The 17,863-nt window shown below is 60.5% G+C and carries 17 protein-coding genes and 3 pseudogenes; 7 read left to right on the top strand and 13 right to left on the bottom strand.

Annotation, left to right across the window (positions count from 1 at the left end; translation table 11 throughout):
• Nucleotides 1-4: 4 nt before the first annotated feature.
• Nucleotides 5-580, top strand: coding sequence for a hypothetical protein (locus HWX39_RS05020; RefSeq protein ID WP_244134911.1), 576 nt, complete (start codon nucleotides 5-7; stop codon nucleotides 578-580).
• 215 nt (nucleotides 581-795) lie between these two features.
• Here the strand turns inward: HWX39_RS05020 and HWX39_RS05015 are convergent, their stop codons facing one another.
• Both HWX39_RS05015 and HWX39_RS05010 read right to left on the bottom strand, forming a co-directional pair.
• Nucleotides 796-2,121: an epoxide hydrolase family protein gene (locus HWX39_RS05015; RefSeq protein ID WP_175965820.1), complete on the bottom strand. Its 1,326-nt coding sequence runs from the start codon at nucleotides 2,119-2,121 to the stop codon at nucleotides 796-798.
• A gap of 126 nt (nucleotides 2,122-2,247) precedes the next feature.
• Entirely contained in the window at nucleotides 2,248-3,030 is a 783-nt protein-coding gene (locus tag HWX39_RS05010; RefSeq protein ID WP_175965819.1) for a sulfite exporter TauE/SafE family protein, read from the bottom strand.
• Between the two features lie 303 nt (nucleotides 3,031-3,333).
• Between HWX39_RS05010 and HWX39_RS05005 the strand changes: the two genes are divergently transcribed.
• Nucleotides 3,334-4,677, top strand: coding sequence for a PLP-dependent aminotransferase family protein (locus HWX39_RS05005; RefSeq protein ID WP_175965818.1), 1,344 nt, complete (start codon nucleotides 3,334-3,336; stop codon nucleotides 4,675-4,677).
• Between the two features lie 901 nt (nucleotides 4,678-5,578).
• Here the strand turns inward: HWX39_RS05005 and HWX39_RS05000 are convergent.
• Nucleotides 5,579-6,751, bottom strand: a complete 1,173-nt coding sequence (locus HWX39_RS05000; RefSeq protein ID WP_175965817.1) for an iron-containing alcohol dehydrogenase — start codon at nucleotides 6,749-6,751, stop codon at nucleotides 5,579-5,581.
• A gap of 527 nt (nucleotides 6,752-7,278) precedes the next feature.
• Between HWX39_RS05000 and HWX39_RS04995 the strand changes: the two are divergent.
• Nucleotides 7,279-7,545, top strand: a pseudogene (locus HWX39_RS04995) (IS5/IS1182 family transposase); the annotation flags it as partial.
• A gap of 102 nt (nucleotides 7,546-7,647) precedes the next feature.
• Here HWX39_RS04995 and HWX39_RS04990 read toward each other — a convergent pair.
• The 6 genes and pseudogenes from HWX39_RS04990 to HWX39_RS04965 all read right to left on the bottom strand — a co-directional run bounded on the left by HWX39_RS04990 (nucleotide 7,648) and on the right by HWX39_RS04965 (nucleotide 10,657).
• Nucleotides 7,648-8,154, bottom strand: a complete 507-nt coding sequence (locus HWX39_RS04990; RefSeq protein ID WP_175965816.1) for a hypothetical protein — start codon at nucleotides 8,152-8,154, stop codon at nucleotides 7,648-7,650.
• A 148-nt stretch (nucleotides 8,155-8,302) separates the two neighbouring features.
• Nucleotides 8,303-8,935: a glutathione transferase gene (gene yfcF / locus HWX39_RS04985; protein ID WP_175965815.1), complete on the bottom strand. Its 633-nt coding sequence runs from the start codon at nucleotides 8,933-8,935 to the stop codon at nucleotides 8,303-8,305.
• A gap of 143 nt (nucleotides 8,936-9,078) precedes the next feature.
• A complete protein-coding gene (locus tag HWX39_RS04980) occupies nucleotides 9,079-9,489 on the bottom strand; it encodes a TIGR02594 family protein (RefSeq protein WP_175966108.1) in 411 nt (136 codons plus the stop codon).
• A gap of 324 nt (nucleotides 9,490-9,813) precedes the next feature.
• A pseudogene (locus HWX39_RS04975) lies at nucleotides 9,814-9,936 on the bottom strand (LysR family transcriptional regulator); the annotation flags it as partial.
• Between the two features lie 189 nt (nucleotides 9,937-10,125).
• Nucleotides 10,126-10,353, bottom strand: a complete 228-nt coding sequence (locus HWX39_RS04970; RefSeq protein WP_175965813.1) for a hypothetical protein — start codon at nucleotides 10,351-10,353, stop codon at nucleotides 10,126-10,128.
• 43 nt (nucleotides 10,354-10,396) lie between these two features.
• Complete coding sequence (locus HWX39_RS04965) at nucleotides 10,397-10,657, bottom strand: hypothetical protein (protein WP_175965812.1); 261 nt, start codon at nucleotides 10,655-10,657, stop codon at nucleotides 10,397-10,399.
• 206 nt (nucleotides 10,658-10,863) lie between these two features.
• On the opposite strand from HWX39_RS04965, the gene HWX39_RS04960 reads away from it, so the two are divergent.
• The 3 genes from HWX39_RS04960 to HWX39_RS04950 all read left to right on the top strand — a co-directional run bounded on the left by HWX39_RS04960 (nucleotide 10,864) and on the right by HWX39_RS04950 (nucleotide 14,473).
• Entirely contained in the window at nucleotides 10,864-11,775 is a 912-nt protein-coding gene (locus HWX39_RS04960) for a LysR substrate-binding domain-containing protein (protein ID WP_175965811.1), read from the top strand.
• Nucleotides 11,776-11,908: 133 nt separating this feature from the next.
• Nucleotides 11,909-13,225: an MFS transporter gene (locus tag HWX39_RS04955; RefSeq protein ID WP_175965810.1), complete on the top strand. Its 1,317-nt coding sequence runs from the start codon at nucleotides 11,909-11,911 to the stop codon at nucleotides 13,223-13,225.
• 12 nt (nucleotides 13,226-13,237) lie between these two features.
• Nucleotides 13,238-14,473 carry an amidohydrolase family protein gene (locus HWX39_RS04950; protein WP_175965809.1) on the top strand — a complete coding sequence of 412 codons (1,236 nt, stop codon included), beginning with the start codon at nucleotides 13,238-13,240 and terminating at the stop codon, nucleotides 14,471-14,473.
• A 167-nt stretch (nucleotides 14,474-14,640) separates the two neighbouring features.
• Here the strand turns inward: HWX39_RS04950 and HWX39_RS04945 are convergent, their stop codons facing one another.
• From HWX39_RS04945 to HWX39_RS04935, 3 genes are all read right to left on the bottom strand, one after another.
• Nucleotides 14,641-14,985: a hypothetical protein gene (locus HWX39_RS04945; protein ID WP_244134910.1), complete on the bottom strand. Its 345-nt coding sequence runs from the start codon at nucleotides 14,983-14,985 to the stop codon at nucleotides 14,641-14,643.
• Nucleotides 14,986-15,245: 260 nt separating this feature from the next.
• Nucleotides 15,246-15,587, bottom strand: coding sequence for a hypothetical protein (locus HWX39_RS04940; RefSeq protein WP_175965808.1), 342 nt, complete (start codon nucleotides 15,585-15,587; stop codon nucleotides 15,246-15,248).
• Between the two features lie 54 nt (nucleotides 15,588-15,641).
• Nucleotides 15,642-16,055 carry a hypothetical protein gene (locus tag HWX39_RS04935; protein ID WP_175965807.1) on the bottom strand — a complete coding sequence of 138 codons (414 nt, stop codon included), beginning with the start codon at nucleotides 16,053-16,055 and terminating at the stop codon, nucleotides 15,642-15,644.
• A 521-nt stretch (nucleotides 16,056-16,576) separates the two neighbouring features.
• Between HWX39_RS04935 and HWX39_RS04930 the strand changes: the two are divergent.
• Nucleotides 16,577-16,769, top strand: a pseudogene (locus HWX39_RS04930) (IS5/IS1182 family transposase); the annotation flags it as partial.
• A 57-nt stretch (nucleotides 16,770-16,826) separates the two neighbouring features.
• Here HWX39_RS04930 and HWX39_RS04925 read toward each other — a convergent pair.
• Complete coding sequence (locus tag HWX39_RS04925; protein WP_175965806.1) at nucleotides 16,827-17,750, bottom strand: patatin-like phospholipase family protein; 924 nt, start codon at nucleotides 17,748-17,750, stop codon at nucleotides 16,827-16,829.
• Nucleotides 17,751-17,863: the final 113 nt, after the last annotated feature.

Genomic DNA, 17,863 nt, shown 5'->3' with positions numbered 1-17,863 from the left:
ATGTATGACTCTCATTCAACCAACTGCAAACGCGACCCTATTCAGTTCATTCATAGCGGCTTTTCCGAAGGCGTTGCGCTCGGATGTGAGTGTCGTCGCGGATTTGATTGGACGTGGCAACGCAACCGATGATGGATTGCAGGTCGTTGTTCGAGGCGAATCGCTCTGCATACCATATCGGATTTACGACGATCCCGACGAAACCTTGTTCTCATGTCTGAATAAAATTCAAGCCACCGTATACGCGTGCTTGCTAACGAGACATCATGATGGCCATGTGCGCCAGCGCTTGATCGAACGGGTAATAGCGTCTCCTGAACCTTGGGTTGCACCATTCGTTGTGCAGCTCTGCGGCGAATATGTCATTGAGATTCTCGATACCGTCGAAGCGTACTTGTCCTCCATGGATCAACGTATCTACGGGGCGTTTTTCCGAGAGAATTCGCTATTTTTCCAAAGAACTCGCGATCGAATGATTAGCTACTGGGATTGCTACTATCATTGGCTATACAAGCGGGAAGCTGACTATGTTGGATTCCGATTATTCAATCGATTCTGCGAATGGAGTGCTGCAGAGTAAGCTGTTCCTCCTCTACTAATCGCAACGATTTTCGCCACGCGGGCGAATGTCTCTTGCTGGCCGGCTACTGCCTGATGCGGTCGACCGTAGTCGGCCCGTTGCCGACCATCGATCAGTCGCCACCTCAACGGCCGCTCTCAAGAGAGCACCGGCCGTCGGTCACAGATGCCCCCAGGCTTGGGCGTCAGCGCGTCGTGCTGCGTCATTCACTGCGGTCAGCGCAGCGTTCGGAAACTCACGCGAAGCTCTTCCGCTAGCGCTCGAGGCTGCTCCCACGCTGCAAAGTGCCCACCTTTCGACAAACGATTGAAGTGAACCAGCCTGGGATAGGCGGCTTCCGCCCAACTCTTCGGAGCAGCATAGATTTCGTCAGGAAAAACGCTGACGGCCACCGGAATCACAACATGTTTCGGGGCAAAGAAGCTCAGCTTGCTCTCCCAGTACAGTCGCGCCGATGAGACAGCCGTGTTCGTCAGCCAGTACAACGTGACGTTGTCGAGAACGTCGTCTCGCGTCAGTCCTTCAGACTCGCCATTGAAGACGCGTGCAATGAGTGCGAGGCCCGAGGCGTCGTGGTCCAGCATCCACGCTGCGAGGCCGATGGGCGAATCTTCGATCGCATATAACGTCTGCGGTCGGTTTGCCATTTCCTGCGCATAACCGAGCCCGTGCTTGTAGAAGAAATCGAGTTGGTCGAACGCGTGTTTTTCATCCGATGAGAGTCCGGACGGTGCTGGTTCGCCGAATTTCAGTGCCGTCGCGATGTTGTCCGGCACGGTTGCCGGCATGTTGGTGTGAATGCCGAGCAGCCCCGGCGGCTTCAACAGGGCCATTTGCTCCGTGACCGCATTTCCCCAATCACCGCCTTGCGCGACGTATCGCTCGTACCCGAGACGTCGCATCAGCGCGACCCACGCGCGAGCGATGCGTTGTGGATCCCAGCCAGTCGTCGTTGGTTTGCCCGAGAAACCGTACCCGGGCAACGAGGGAATCACGACGTCGAAAGCATCAGACGGCGACCCGCCATGCGCTGTCGGATTGGTGAGTGGATCGATAATTTTCAGCTGTTCGACGATCGAACCCGGCCAGCCGTGCGTGACAATGATCGGTAACGCGTTTTGATGTTTCGACCGCACATGAATGAAGTGAATGTCGAGCCCATCGATTTCGGTCACAAATTGTGGCAACGCGTTGAGCCTTGCCTCGACCTTGCGCCAGTCGTATCTCGTCGCCCAGTAGTCGGCGAGCTTTTGCATCGTCGCAAGCTGCACACCCTGCGAAGTATCGTGCACCGTCTCGCGCTCGGGCCACCGTGTTGCCTTGATGCGTCGCCGTAATTCGACGAGCTGCGACTCCGGCGCATGCACGTGCAACGGCCGGATCGCGGTTTCGTCGCCGCCGGCCGAAGTGGCGATGTCGCCGACAGGCCTGTCCGCGCCGGCGAAGGTGGCCGCATTGAACGAACCCGCCACAGCAGCTGCCACTGCGACGCCCATGAAATGACGGCGCGATGTGGCCGTCGGAGAAACATCCATTGACATACAAACTCCAGTTCGCAGTACAGAAAGTCGGCGAATCAACCAATACGACGAGTGCGTCTATCGATTGCCTTTTACATCTGTATTGCTTATTTATGTGAATGAACAATACAGACCCGTTTGCTACGCTTACGCGAGATACCCCGTTACGCCATCCCAAAGCAGTTTCACCGCGGCCACCACCAGCAGTCCGTAGCAGGCTCGATAAACCTGGCGTTGATCCAGCTTCGCGTGAAGTCGCCAACCGGTCACGACACCAGCAGGAATTGCACAGAGGCAGGCCGCCATCACGATCCAGACATTGCCCGTCGGCCTGGCCAGAAGCAGCCATGGCACTGCCTTGGTCGCGTTCCCCACCGTAAAGAACAGGCTCGTCGTCCCCGCATACACTTCCTTGCTGAGGCCAAGAGACAGCAGATACATTGCGAGCGGCGGGCCACCCGAGTGCGCGACCATCGTGGTTACGCCCGAGGCGAAACCCGCTGTGATTGCCTTTGGCCTGGAACGCGGACGGACCGCCAACGCTGTGCCTCCGACCAACCATAGTCCGACGAAGATCAGCGTAATCACCGCCATCACGATCGCGATCGCGCGGTGATCGAGGACTCGGAAGGTCAGATAGCCGACGCCGATGCCGGTCACGAGTCCCGGCAAAAGCAACACCAGGTCCGGCTTCGACCAGGTCGAAGGCTTCCAGTAGCGCAACGCGAACAGATCCATTGCGATGAACAGCGGTGCGAGCATTCCGCCCGCGGTAACCGGATCCATCACCAACGACAGAAGCGGAATACCGACGATCGAAAAGCCGCCGCCGAAGGCCCCTTTCATGAACGAGATCACGAACACACCCGCAAAGGTGATCAGTATCGTGATGAAGGTCAGTTGCAAATCCATTCCGGTCGACGAAATCATCCTGATGACCTCGCGCGGTCGACGTCACACCCGCCCAGCAGGCATGACGATCCCGTCGTCCTTCCCGCATACGCGGGGCGGGCGGCAATCGAAGAAGTGCACGGCATATTGCGTCTCCATGAATGCTCCGAGGTCAATGCGATGCCTGCGCGGATTCCGTCGAAACGAGGCGCGTGCACATTGGCCGTAGAAGCGCTGCAATCCCGGTACAATCGGGCGGTGAAGACAGAATGCACCGCCCCATCACTCGGTGCAATAAATACATTGACCTCAGTGCAATATATATTGAACTCGGTACATTGAATGTCAAAGTCGGAATACCTGAAGTTGGCCGACATGATCGCCGCGGACATTGCTGACGGAACGCTCAGGCCGGGCGACCAGCTTCCTCCGCAGCGGAATTTCGCGGATCAGCGAAAGATCGCCGTGTCGACGGCCAGCAGGGTCTATGCAGAGTTGTTGCGACGAGGGCTCGTCGTCGGCGAGGTAGGGAGAGGAACGTTCGTTTCGGGTAACGCAAGGCGCGGAGCAGCGGCGCCAAGCGAACCGCGGGACGTCCGGATCGATCTGGAGTTCAATTACCCGATACTTCCCGACCAAACGACACTCATCGCGAGGAGCCTGAGCGGGCTCGAAAGCGCTACCGAGCTCGCGAGCGCCCTGAGCCAGGCAACAAGCAGTGGAACGCCTGCTCTGAGGAACGTCTCCGCCGCATGCCTGGCGCGCGACGGTTGGGCGCCTTCTCCCGAGCAATTGGTCTTCACGGGGAACGGACGACAAAGCATTGCCGCCGCGGTCGGCGCCATTGTTCCGACGGGCGGGCGCTGCGGTGTCGAATCCTTGACCTACCCGTTTATCAAAGGTATCGCTGTTCGGCTCGGTATCACACTGGTTCCACTCGCGATGGACGAAGGCGGCGTGCGCCCCGACGCTGTACTCAAAGCGCACCGGGAGGCGAATCTTTCGGCGATCTACATTCAGCCCGCAATCCAGAACCCGTTGGGCATGACGATGAATGCTGCGCGGCGGGAGGATCTTTTGCGTGTCGTAGAAAAGCTCGGCATTCCCGTCATCGAGGACAATGTGTACGGTTTCCTCGACGACGAGCCGCCGCTTGCGGCGCTCTCACCGGACCATTGCGTTGTGATCGACAGCCTTTCGAAGAAGGTAGCGCCGGGGTTGACGCTGGGATTCGTCGTGGCGCCGCGTAAGTTGCGTGAGACCATGATGGCGTCGGTGCGCTCGGGCGGATGGACGGCGTCGGGATTTGCCTTTGCGGCCGCGCAACGCTTGATGAGCGACGGTACGGTTGCCGAACTCGCACGACTGAAACGCCTCGACGCCGTGGCCCGTCAGAAGCTGGCTGCCGACCGCCTGTCGGAATTCAACATTCAGACGAACGGAAAATGCTTTCATCTGTGGTTGACGCTTCCAGCCCATTGGCGCTCGCAGGCGTTAGTCGCAGCCGCAGCCCGACGAGACATCGCATTGACGCCGTCGACCACCTTCGCAGCCTCGCCGGGTCATGCGCCGAACGCCGTCAGGCTTGCGCTTGCTGCACCGACCATGGACGAGCTCGACGCGGGTCTGCTCACACTGAGCGGAATCCTGAATTCAAGAGAAGAGGATTTCGCGACGACCGAATAAAGTCTGCGGCGAGACTTTGAATTGGCCCCACGAACGGTTGTACCGCCACCTCGCATTGCTCCGAGATCAATACGTTGACTGATCCGAAAACATAATCGGTGCGTTCTCTCACCCATGCTTCGTGAACGGGAGCGGCGCAGTCGCGAAAGCAACGTAGATCCCCACATCTCCGGACAAAGATCGGTTACGCCTTTACTGGCGGAGAAGATAGATCGCTCTGTCTGCGTCTGGGTTGTGACCGGCCGAAAATAGACGAAAAGCCGACGTCGGGTGCGCCGGGTCGAGCTATGTGCGAATGACGCTCATTGGCTGCGGATTCAACCCGTCGATGCAACGATTTGATGAAATCGTTCAGCCGGTGTATCGAAGTTTAGAGTCTTTCGCGGACGCTCATTGAGCCGTCTGGCTACTGCCCTTCGCCTGCCTGCCCTCATTTTGACGATACATTCAGTTGCGCTCGTGTGGATTCAATTCCAGCAGTTGTCGTGCTAGCCGACCGGTGATCATCAGGCCGCATTTGCCGCAAACTCCGTTGTCGGTTTCCTTGCCGCAGGAAGGGCAAAACCACCGTCCCAGCCTGAACTGCGCCAACTTGCAAGTTGAAGAAGGGCCTTTCAGCGCAAGCGTCTCGAATTGCTCCCGAACAGCGGCGCTAAAAAGCGCCCCCGACGAGGAACACCGGAGCTCTCCACTGGTCGTTTCAACGAGTTCGGCGGAACAGTATGGGCAGTGCATAAGCTTTAACGTGCGGTCTCGGTGATTGTCGATGATTCCGGGCTTCGTGTCGAACGGCCGCATTGACCGCACTGAGTCACGCAATCTAACACTGTCTGCCTGGCCTAGTATCTCCTGCATGGATGCCGCCCCCTCGCGACGCCACCGGCGAAGGGGGCTGGCACGCTTACATGGCCGCTTCGAAGATCGCGATGACCTGGGCCAGCGTCGCCTTGCGCGGATTCGTCAGCATGCAGGCGTCCTTCTGTGCGTTGTGACCCATCACTTCGTGATCCTCTGCTTTTACGCCGAGACCTGCAAGACCCGACGGAATCCCCACCGATGCAGACAGGCGCCGGATGGCGGTAACCGAGGCGCCGGCAGCGTCGGCCATGCTCAGACCCGCCGTGTTCGCCCCCAGAAGCGCGGCAATCCGGGCGAAGCGCTCGGGCGCGGCGATGAGGTTGAACTCGCACACGTGCGGCAGCAGGATCGCGTTGCACACGCCGTGCGGCAGGTTGTAGAAGCCGCCGAGCTGATGGGCCATCGCATGCACATAGCCGAGCGATGCGTTGTTGAACGCCATGCCCGCGAGGTACTGCGCGTAGCACATCGCCGCGCGTGCCTCCATGGATTCGCCGTTCGCGACGGCCTTCGGCAGCCATTCCCCGATCAGCGCAATCGCCTTTTCCGCACAGGCGTCCGTAATCGGCGTCGCCGCGGTGGACACGTACGCTTCCACGGCGTGGGTCAACGCGTCCATGCCGGTGGCGGCCGTGAGCGCCGGCGGCATGGCCACCATCAGGCGCGGATCGTCGATCGCGATGAGCGGCGTGCAGCGCCAGTCGACGATGGCCATCTTCACGTGATTGCTGGAGTTGGTGATGATGCAGAAACGCGTCATCTCCGCCGCCGTACCCGCCGTCGTGTTGATCGAGATCAAAGGCGTCATCGGCACGCTCGACTTGTCGATGCCCTCATAGTCACGAATATGCCCGCCGCCCGCCGTGACCAGCCCGATGCCTTTGGCACAGTCATGCGAAGAACCGCCGCCCAGCGAAACGATGAAGTCGCAGCCCTCTTGCTGGTAGAGCTTGACGCCATCGTGGACATTGATGTCGGTGGGGTTCGGCTCGGCGCCCGAGAAGATGACCGCCTCGAGCCCCGCCTCGCGGATGTAGCCGGCGATGATGCCGGACACCCCCATCTTGTGCAGGCCGGCATCGGTGACGATGAGCGCCTTTTTCGCGCCCAGCGATTTGGCTCGTGCGCCCGTCTCGCGCGCACAGCCCGGCCCGATGAGGGTCACACAGGGGATGAAGAAGCTGTCGGTACGGTCGGCGATGCTCAGGTAGCTCATTTTGTCTCCAGTGATGTGGGTTGCTTATGTGGGTTTGCCATGCACACCCGCATAAGCTCATGCATGAACCGTACCAATGGATCGAAGCGAGGATTTTCAGGGGAATGCGTGCCGGTTGCGCCTGCCACGCTGTTTCACCTCGAAACAATGCAACACGGAAGGTGTTCAAAAATCGGACAGGTGCGCAACGCAGCGAGGTGTTCTCTGTCGCGCGTTTTGCATCATCGTCGACTGTCGATTCGACGCGTGCGGGACCGGCACATCAGCCCCGCCCTGCGTGTCAAACGCAAAATCCGGCACCGTAGCAGATCGGTACAATCGCGCGCATTCGAATCACGAATCAGTTGGCCGCCGATACCAACGTCATCCAATTGCTCGACAAACGCCGTGATGGCCTCGCGTCACCTGGCTGAAGTTCATTTGCCGTGGTGCGGATATTTGACGGCGATCAAATCGGAGCAACGCCTACCCCACGCCGCGTCCGGACCGGGTGAGCAGATCGTCGCCTCTATGCGCAGCATCGGCCACTGCACCTGCTGATGGACAAGGCGTACGAAGGAAACGAAGCCCGACAACTCGCGCTCGATCCCGGTTTCATCCCGGTCGTTCCGCCGTTGAGTACGCGCGTCGAGCCTTGGGAGTACGACCGGGAAATGTACAAGCGTCGCAATGAGGTCGAGCGACTGTGCCGTCGATTGAAGGGCTTCCGCCGCATCTTCTCGCGCTTTGACACACTCGATTTGATGCTCACGGCCTTTATAGACTTTGCCCTGATCGTCGAAGCCCTTCGCTAGCGTGAACACGCCCGAGTCCAGACTTATTCAACTGATCACCGGGGTGCGCACTGAATGGCACCCCTACCCTGCACGATGCGACACCGCGCAAGAAAAGGCCCCTCACTTCCTGACGTCGCGTACAACAAAGTACAGGTCTTTGGTTTTCGCGTTCAGCAAGTATCCGCCGCGAACATTCTGATACGACCCGCTTCGCCCGAGTCCGTCGAAATTGAAGCTCACGCAGAGATAGCGCTGACGGCCGACCGTTGCCATGCTCCACTCGGCCAGCGCGGGATTGAATGCCGTCGGCTTGATTCCACCGTTATTTCCAACGGGTATCGCCGCAGACAATCGGTAGAGCTTGCCCGCGTAGATCAGCGCCTGCGTCGACTTTCCTTCGGCGTAGCCGACGTCGGCACCCTCATGTTTGACGACGTAGCTGGCGTTGAACCCGTCCGCGTAGTCGCCCTCTTGCGACACCTCGTGCGTATTGATGCCCTGGATCGCAATCGACGGCGAGACGGACTGCGCCATCAGGCAGCTTTTCACCAGCCCGTCGCCGGGAGGGGCGGCCCACCCGATACCGGACACGGCCATGATCGCGACCAACAAACCGATCTTCTTCATCGATATGCGTTCTCACGCCGATTCGGCAGGGTGACATGAAGTCGCGCTGACATACCGCTTCTCGATGCGTGCGGGACCGACTGAACGACAACGCATCGGCGTGCGGCGTGGACGCCCGCGCCGCCGCCCCGCCCCTCGCACCCGCAAATCACTGCGGCGGCCGCTTCAGCTTCACCCAGCGCTGCACCGACGGCCGTTCCCACTGCGCACGCGCATAGTCGGCGAGGCGCTGCGGCACCGGATCATCGTTCAGCACCAGACGGTTCAGCATCACCGCCAGGTCGACATCGGCAATGCTCCACTCGCCGAACAGGTTTGCCGCGCCCGGCGCGAGCAACTTGTCGGCGGCCGCGAACAGCTTCTGCGCGGCGGCCTGCGCCAGGCTCGACAGCGGTTCGCTCGACGGCCCGTAGAACAGCACTTCGGTCGACCGCTCAGTACGCACCGGCATCAGGTCGCTGCGCAGCCACGCCTGCACCTGTCGCGCCCGCGCACGCTGGCGCGGCTCGACCGGATAGAGCCGCGTGCCCGGGAAGATCTCGTCGAGATACTCGGTAATCGCCGACGATTCCGACAGCGCGAAATCGTCGTGCACGAGCGTCGGCACGCGTTGCGTCAGCGACGTCGCCGCGTAGTCGGGCGCGAAATGCGCGCGGTTGCCGAGATCGACGGTCACCAGTTCGTAAGGCAGCGATTTTTCCTCGAGCGCGACGAAGACCGACATCGCGTAAGGGCTCGTGTATTGCGTATCCGCGTAAAGACGGAGATGACCGGTTTGCACTGCTGGCTCCTTGTGGGTACGGATGCTCGCGGCGGCTGGTTGATGCGCCGACGGGCTCCGGGTGAGTCGATACGGTGGTTTGACAGATTAGCAGCGGCTGGTTTCGTGATGTTCGTGGTTTTGTGTGTGCCGGTGCTACATGATCATGCGGCGTCCGGCCAGCGGTAGCCGATCACTTCGTTCAACGGGTACGCAAGTTCGCGCACTTCTTCCAGTTGATTGCCGCCGAAGAGATACACCTGTTCGTCGTCGTGACGCAGGTAGAACCCGACATGCCCTTTCCAGCTAGTGGGATCGTCACGCGTCAGGACGGCGATGCAACCGTAGACCGGGCGTTCCAGCGGCCGCCCCCATTCGAGCCACGAACGCGCGAGCGCGGAGCCCGTGCCGCGAATGCCGACGTGCGTCACGCACCAGTTGACGAAGGAAGAACACCAGGAAATCTTGTCGTCGTAGCCGACCAGGTTCGTCTGGTTGTTGTATTCGACGATGCGCGGGTTGATGCTGCCGGGCGGGTGGCGGCGGATGCCGAGTTCGGCCATCGCGACGGGCATCCACGGCGGATGGGCGGCGTCCGGTTTGCTCTCAGGGTTGAATGGGCTCACGTCGTTCTCGGGCGAGTGTGATGTGCGGTCAATCTTCGCATGAATGATGCACGGCGACGAGGGTCACCGGCATCGCGACACGGCATGCATGCGCGCCCCTCACGCATTGCCCACTCCCGGTGGGAAATGATCCAACCGGACAGGCGTTTTTCAACGCGCCGTGTCGCCCCACACTGCGTTGGTCCGCCGGCATTTCGGCGTTTCCCGACGAGGTCAACGATGACGCAGCCCCTTCTTCCCCGCGACGACACCTATGCACGTGGTCTCGCATTGTTCGAGCGCGTTCAGGTGCTTGCCGACCATGCTCGGCGACAGGCCGAGCCGCTCGGCCGCGGCGGTCAGGCTGCCGGTGCTGACGATCTCGACGAACACCGACATGCTTTCGAAGCGGTCCATGGTGCCTGGGCAGGGTGAAAGGGGAATGGAGGCCGGCGAACGCCGTCACGCGCGCACCGCGGCAATCTTCGCATGAATGCGATCCGCGACTGTCGTCATAACGTGGCGCAAAAAAAGCACGGGGAAATCTCCCCGTGCGTTGCTGCTACGTCCACATTCTTCGCGCAGACATTCCCGCGCGGTCACACTTTAGCGCCAGCCTCGGTGCCAGCCGTAGTGCGGATGCCACCATCCCCACCCATAGTGCGGGTGATAGCGCCACGAATAGCCGGGAGCCGGCATCACGCCGACCGGCGCAACGTAGACGACGCCAGCGGGGGCCACTGCCGGCGGTTCAGCCGGGGCCACCACGCAGCCGGACAGCGACGCGCCCAACAGCAGCGACGCGACCAGGGTGTAACAGGATTTCGTTTTCATCATTGATCAACCGAACGTCGTGGCCATGTGAGGCGGACAGGGGTTACTGCCAGCCGGGATGTCGCGCGCGGTAGTACTCGAGCGCAGCGGCACGCTCCTGCTCGGCTTGCCGGGCCAGTTGCTCCGCACGCTGCATATGGCCGCCGAACTCGCCGCCATGTTCCTGCTGGATGAGGTGCATTTCGTCGATGGACCGCTGAAGGTCGTGCGTGGCGGCCATCGCCTTGTTGTGAAGCTCGTCGGCGAACGCGGCATTCGCCAGCAAAGCGGCGCACAGAATCACGGGGATGGATTTGAGTTTCATGAGTGCAGTTCTCCGTCTTGTTGTGAAAGGGATTGTTGCTGCAATAGAGAACGCCGCGTCCCGGCCCCCTGTTGACGCCGCATCGCCCACACTTTGTAAATCTGTATTACGTGCCAGGCGTTCGGGCTTTCCCCCATGTGCCAGCTTGTAATTTCCTTTCGATCCGTGTTTATGATGTCGCGAGCCACGAGACCTTCACACCCGCCATGCGCATCACGCCCCTGCCGCCCCTTCAGTGCCTCATCGCGTTCGAAGCCGCCGTGCGGCATGCGAGCTTCACGCGCGCGGCCGCCGAACTGCACCTGACCCAAAGCGCGATCAGCCGGCAGATCCAGCAGCTCGAGGCATTCCTCGGCCGCTCGCTGTTCGTGCGCGAACATCGTTCGCTGCGGCTGACGATGGCCGGCGAGCAATACGCGGCGCAGGTGCACCGTCTCCTCACGCAATGCGCGGAAGCCACGCACGACGTGATGAAGCCCTACGGCGATCTCGAACTGACGATCGCGTGCTCGTCCGGTGTGGCGCTGCTGTGGCTCACGCCGCGCCTGCCCGGGTTTCGCGCCGCATATCCGGACATCAAGCTGCGGCTGATCGTGCGCGACGGGCTTGCGTCGATGTCGCCGGCAGAATTCGACGTGGGCGTCTACTACGTGCGCCAGCAGGCGCCCGCCGAATACACCGCGCGCCGCCTGTTCGACGAGGAAGTGTTTCCCGTCTGCGCACCGGGTTACCTGGCCGGCCGCACGCTCAGCGCGGCCGATCTCGCGAACGAGACGCTGCTGCGCCTCGAGGACGGGCAGCGTCAGTGGATGTCGTGGTCCGAATGGTTCGACCAGAACGACATCGACCGGCAGAAGGCACAGCCGCAGGACATCACGATCAACTCGTATCCGCAGATCGTGCAGATGACGATTCTCGGCCAGGGCGTGTCGCTCGGCTGGCGCTACATGATCGACGCGTGCATCGAGGCCGGGCTGCTCGTGCGCGTGACCGAGGCATCCGCGAGCCACGGTGGCGGCTACTACGTGATCTCGCCCAACGACCGCGCGCAGAACCACGCCGCACGCCTGTTCACACGCTGGCTGTTCGAACAGGCGGAGCGGCAGACCGCGCCCTGACCCATCCCGCACGCGACGCATGCGTCCAGCGCATGCGTGCATGCGAATCTTTCGTTTCAGAAAAAAATCGCGCTGTCCTTAGCATGGGGTTCACGCGGGGCGCCCGTCCCGGCTTCTGACCAAGGAAGAGACCATGCAAGGAACGCTTTCCCCGCGCGCCGCGCCTGCCGTCGATGCGGCTGTGCAGCAGCGCCGCCGCGCCATCGTCGCGACCGTGATCGGCAACGGTCTCGAATGGTTCGATTTCACCGTCTACAGCTTCTTCGCGGTCATCATCGCGAAACTGTTCTTTCCGACCGGCAACGAACTGACGTCCGTGCTGCTGACCGTCGCGACGTTCGGCGTCGGCTTCTTCATGCGGCCCGTCGGCGGCATCGTGCTCGGCGTCTACGCCGACAAGGTCGGGCGCAAGGCCGCGCTGTCGCTCACCATCCTGATGATGGCCGCCGGCACCGCGCTCATCGGGCTCGCGCCGACCTACGAACAGGCCGGCATCGCCGCGCCGCTGCTGATCGTCGTCGCGCGGCTGCTGCAAGGTTTCTCGGCCGGCGGCGAGATGGGCGGTGCCACCGCGTTCCTCACCGAATACGCGCCGCCGGAGAAGCGCGCGTACTACTCGAGCTGGATCCAGTCGAGCATCGGCTTCGCGGTGCTCCTCGGCGCCGCGACCGGCACCTTCGTCACGACGTCGCTCGACGCGCAGGCGCTGCATAGCTGGGGCTGGCGGCTGCCATTCCTGCTCGGGATCATCGTCGGGCCCGTCGGCTACTTCATCCGCAGTCACATCGACGAGACGCCCGCGTTCAGCGCCGTCGAAGCGCAGGCGAAAGAAAGCTCGCCGCTGAAGGAGGTGCTGTCCACCTACCCGCGCGAAACGTTCGCGAGCTTTTCGATGGTCATTCTGTGGACCGTCTGCACCTACGTGCTGCTGTTCTACATGCCGACGTATTCCGTGCGCACGCTGCACCTGCCGCAATCGACCGGTCTCGCGGCCGGCATGGTCGGCGGGCTGATGATCATGTGCTGCTCGCCGATCGTCGGCCGGCTCGCCGACGTGTGGGGACGGCGCGTGTTCCTGTCCGGATCGGCGCTGGCCATCCTCGTGCTCGCGTGGCCGATGTTCGCGTGGATCAACCATGCGCCCGGGTTCACGTCGCTGATCGTGTTCCAGGCCGTGTTCGGCGTGCTGATCGCGACCTACACGGGGCCGATCCTCGCGGCGTTCGCCGAACTGTTCCCGACCAAGGTGCTGTCGACCGGGCTTTCCGTCGCGTACAACTTCGCGGTCACGATCTTCGGCGGCTTCGCGCCGTTCCTGATCACGTGGCTCATCGCCCGCACCGGCAGCAACATGGCGCCGGCCTTCTACGTGACCCTCGCGGCGGCCGTCAGCTTCATCGGAACGCGCTTCGTGAAGGACGCGAAGCGGGCTGCCTCCACGACTCGATAAGGATATTTCCTCATGACCATTACCGTGCTTCAGGGCGGCAACGTTCTGGACCTCGAACGAGGCGTGTTGCTCGAACATCATCATGTGGTGATCGACGGCGAACGGATTGTCGAAGTCACCGATCGGCCGGTGGATTTGCCGAATGCGCAGGTGATCGACGTGCGCGGCAAGACCGTGATGCCGGGGTTCATCGATTGCCATGTGCATGTGCTGGCGTCGAATGCGAATCTCGGCGCGAATGCGACGCAGCCGAACATTCTCGCGGCGATTCGCTCGTTGCCGATTCTCGATGCGATGTTGTCGCGCGGGTTCACCAGCGTGCGCGATGCAGGCGGCGCGGACTGGAGCTTGATGCAGGCAGTCGAAACCGGGCTGGTGTCGGGGCCGCGGATTTTTCCGTCGGGAAAGGCGTTGTCGCAGACCGGCGGGCATGGGGATTTTCGGCCGCGCGGGGACTTGCTGGAGCCATGCTCGTGCTGTTTCAGGACGGGCGCGATTGCTCGGGTGGTGGACGGGGTCGAAGGTGTGCGGCTTGCGGTACGTGAAGAAATTCAGAAAGGCGCGACGCAGATCAAGATCATGGCGTCAGGGGGCGTGGCTTCGCCGACCGATCCGATTGCGAACACGCAGTACGCCGAGGACGAGATTCGGGCCATCGTGGACGAAGCCGAGGCCGCGAATACGTATGTGATGGCGCATGCGTACACGGGGCGGGCGATTGCGCGGGCCGTGCGGTGCGGGGTAAGGACGATCGAGCACGGCAACCTCGTGGACGAGGCGGCGGCGAAACTGATGCACGAGCATGGCGCGTTTGTGGTGCCCACGCTCGTCACTTACGACGCGCTTGCCAAACACGGCGCGGAGTTCGGGATGCCGCCCGAATCGGTGGCAAAGGTGGCTTCCGTTCAGCAGAAGGGGCGCGAATCGCTGGAGATCTATGCGAACGCCGGCGTGAAGATGGGGTTCGGGTCGGACCTGCTTGGGGAAATGCACGCATTTCAGTGCGGAGAGTTTCGGATCCGGGCCGAGGTGCTGGGGAATCTGGAAGCGCTCAGGTCGGCGACGACCGTTGCGGCAGAGATCGTCAACATGCCGGGGCAACTCGGGGTGGTCGCGGCGGGCGCAATCGCGGATCTGGTCGTGCTGGACGGGAATCCGCTCGAGGATATCGGCGTGGTGGCTGGCCAGGGCGAGCGCGTCGAATATGTATTGCAGCGCGGGAAGATCGTGAAAGCGCGCGCGAGTTAGGGTTGGCTCGCGTTTGCGCGGATCTCTCCGTGTACAGCGGTCGTAACAATCGTTAAAGGTAAGCATCAACACGGACGCGGCGCTCGCAAGCGCCTACCGGCCGTCGGTTGAGTTCGCGCGGAAACAGCAATCCAGCAGCAAGGGCCGCGCGAAGCGGCCCTTGCCGCTTATGCCTGTTCCTCTTCCTGGGCTGCCGCACCGTAAGGCTGCTCTCGCCAGTTCAGCGCGCTACGATCAGGTTTGATGGTGACGAACCGAAGATCGAAATTGAACTCGAGATATACGCGATCACCTGGTAGGAATCCGAACATCTCGAAATGCGCGTCGATCGCACGCATCCATGGCATGTACGGCTTGCCCTCCTGCGGAAGGTCAGGCTTGTTGTCGAGGATCAGCTCAACCTCGGGATACTGTTTGCGCTTCTTGGGACGTGACTTACTATAGGCGTTAGCCATTGCCGACTCCTTGTGCGAGTTGGTGGTGGTCAGCGGGTCGTATGGGTTGCCGCCCATGCGGCCCGCGCTTCTTTGATGCCTTGGGTTTCCCCTTCTTTCTCCCCCTTCGCTGCGTCTTGTTGGCAAGACGGCTTACGGTCGACCATCGGCGCGAAGGGGACCGCGTTCAATCTCCGATGGCGAGAAGCAAGGCTTCATGACCAGTGTAGTCGTGCTGGTGTCTCAGAAATGGGGGATTTAGGGGGATTGGCCGTTAGGTAGAGGGGTTGTGCATAGAACAAGACGTGAGCACCAAAGGCGCGGGTACTCAAAAACGGTCACTTGTCGACACGCTGCAGCCGGAGCGTATTCAACGCTTCGAGATACGATCCGGGCGCCAGTCGAATTCCGCCGCCAGGATCCATCACACGAATCGTTTGATCGGAATCCTGAATCTGAAACTCCGGATGGTCGAACCGTTTGCAATTGACGGCTCCATGCGCCGGATCGTTTGACAGCTCCGCTGCTTGCTTCGAGCTGGATGATCGAAACAATGAGCGAAAGATCATGGTTCGCACTTTCTTGAATGATCCGCGATCGGTGACGGTCCATCCTGCTAAGTCGCACGCCTGCTCCTGACCATCGCGCGTTCCGGATGTCTGCGCGCAGCCTCCGGTCATGTAGCGTAGCCTCGCCGGAGGCCTCTTTCCGTTCGGCCCGGCGGGCTCGAAAAGTCAGCGGATAAGCTGTCCGGAAACCCGAGCCCACGCCGCCCTAAGACGTCGCGCGCGGTCTTCGAAGAGATATGAGGCCGCAAGCGTCAAGAGACCTGAAATTGCCCCCGTCACGATGTGCTCGACATAGGGGATACGGTAGTGACTCGTGTGCGAGTAGACGTCGCCCAACGTTGTCAGGATGCCAACGATCAGCGCATTGCCGTATCGATGCGCGTAGAGTTTCCGCACAGGCGTGAAAGTCAACAGTACGGCCAGGAGTCCAGTAAGCAGACCCGTATGAATTGCGATAGTCCAGTGAGCAACGCTCATGATATTTCCCCAGCTCCCCGGCATGCAGGTCATGCACGCACTGGTCGGCTGCCAGAAGCGCTGGACAAACAGTCTGACGCGTTGCTTCCACTCGGTTGACATGATGCTTTCCCATCAATGTCATCGCCACGGCCGGCACCACCACACGTATCGTTGAAGCAGTTTCCAAACTCTCAACGAGCTTGCCGCCGTCGTCACGGATGGGTCGGCTGTGCGCCGTATAGGCCGGGCAATAACCTGGACATGGGGGAATACTACTCCACGGTTAGACGGCCGCTGGTTCGAGCGGAGCCGGAGTTCGACTCTTGCGTCTAGCGGTGCGCCCCTGTCCGTGGCGCGCGTCGGACGATGCGCTTGCGGGCGAAATCGAGCGGCGGCCTCGGCAACCCATTACTGTCACTGGCGACTGTCAGCTTTCAGGAAGGCTGATCGCCAACGGTGGAATTAAGCGGCGACGTAGCCGTCCACCTTGAGCAAATAGTTAGATTGCTACGCTACTCAGTCGGCCCTGAACAATTCGCAAAGGCTTGTGACACAAGAATCGTGAGCTGAAACGGTATTGTGAGATTTGCAAAGAGCAGGCATATTGACGCGTGATTCCTGCAAATTTTGACGAGGTTAGGATGGGTCCGAAGACGCCGGTGACAGAGGGAGATTTCTTCCGCCAGCCGCTGCGCGAGCAGATCAACTTGAAGCATCCGTTGGTTTGCCTGACCGATCTAATCGATTGGGATCGACTTGGCGCGCCAATGAGCACGAGTTTCGTTCGCATCGGGGACGGCCGCAACCTCACCGCGCCTGATCGCAGGGCTGCTGTGACCTGTTTCGCCCAAGTTTGCAGTAGCGACTCTGGGATTCCCATAACATTCCCCGTCACTTGAGCACTTCAGTAAGCACCTTTTCCTTACGAGCGAAGGACTCCCTCCCGCGCTGCCAAATCAAATCCAATTTCTTGAGGTCATGCTCCAAGAAGTCAGTCGCAAGCTCAGGCACATCGAACATGTCGCTGATCCGAAGCGTCCGCACGTCAGCAAAAAGCAGCCCGCGCAACTCCTCCATAGATTTGGTATTGACTTCAAGGATTTTTTGCGAGAGCTCAATGGTCAAGATGGCCTTGTTACGTAGTCGGATTAGCCGATTTGTGGGTTTTGTCGGAAAGTTACCTACTCCGACGTTGATGACCTGTATTGCGCGGCGCTCGTTTCCCATAGCCCCAACTGCATCAGCAATCGCGTACAGTGTTGGGTTATTGGCACAAAATCCGCCGTCAAACAATTCCACCTCTTCTCCCAGGAAGGTCTTTACCACCTTGCGATTGAAGAAAGGATATGCGGAGCAAGAAGCTTGCACGGCATCCTGGAGAGGAACCCCAAATCCCGGGATAAAAGTAGCCTTCCGCCCGAATGCTTGTCTAGGGTCACTCTTGAAGATCATCGGGAGTTCTGTCAACCAGCGTGTCGCCACAATACCGATTGGCGTTTTCATATCCTCAAACTTGTACTCGCCGAACACATCCTCGGAAAGTTTCTTAAGTGCAGCGGTTTTTGTGCGGGGGAACCACGCTCCCATAATTGCTGGCACATGCTTTTTGTACAGTGCGTGTATCTGGTCTACCGAGTGACCAAGTGCCAGTAACGCTCCGATGATTGATCCGGTGCTCGTACCATAGATTAGATCAAAGCGCTCGTGCAGCCGCGCGCCAAGCATCGCTTCAAGCTCATGAAGAACTCCCAGTGTATAAAATCCCTTGGAGCCACCGCCATCCAAAGCTAGGATGCGAAATTGTTTTTCTACCATGCGCCCTCCGGCTTAGCTCTTGATCTGTGTATCGTCCCCGCATGACTGGGATCACCAATACAGGCATCCGTAACGCACGGTCAGGGAGCGATGTGCGCTCCTGCAGAGATTGC

It is taken from the genome of Burkholderia sp. BCC0322 (genome assembly GCF_902833045.1).
Classification (GTDB): domain Bacteria; phylum Pseudomonadota; class Gammaproteobacteria; order Burkholderiales; family Burkholderiaceae; genus Burkholderia.
The sequence above is the reverse complement of the archived record's forward strand: the minus strand, read 5'-3'. Positions and strand labels throughout refer to the sequence as shown.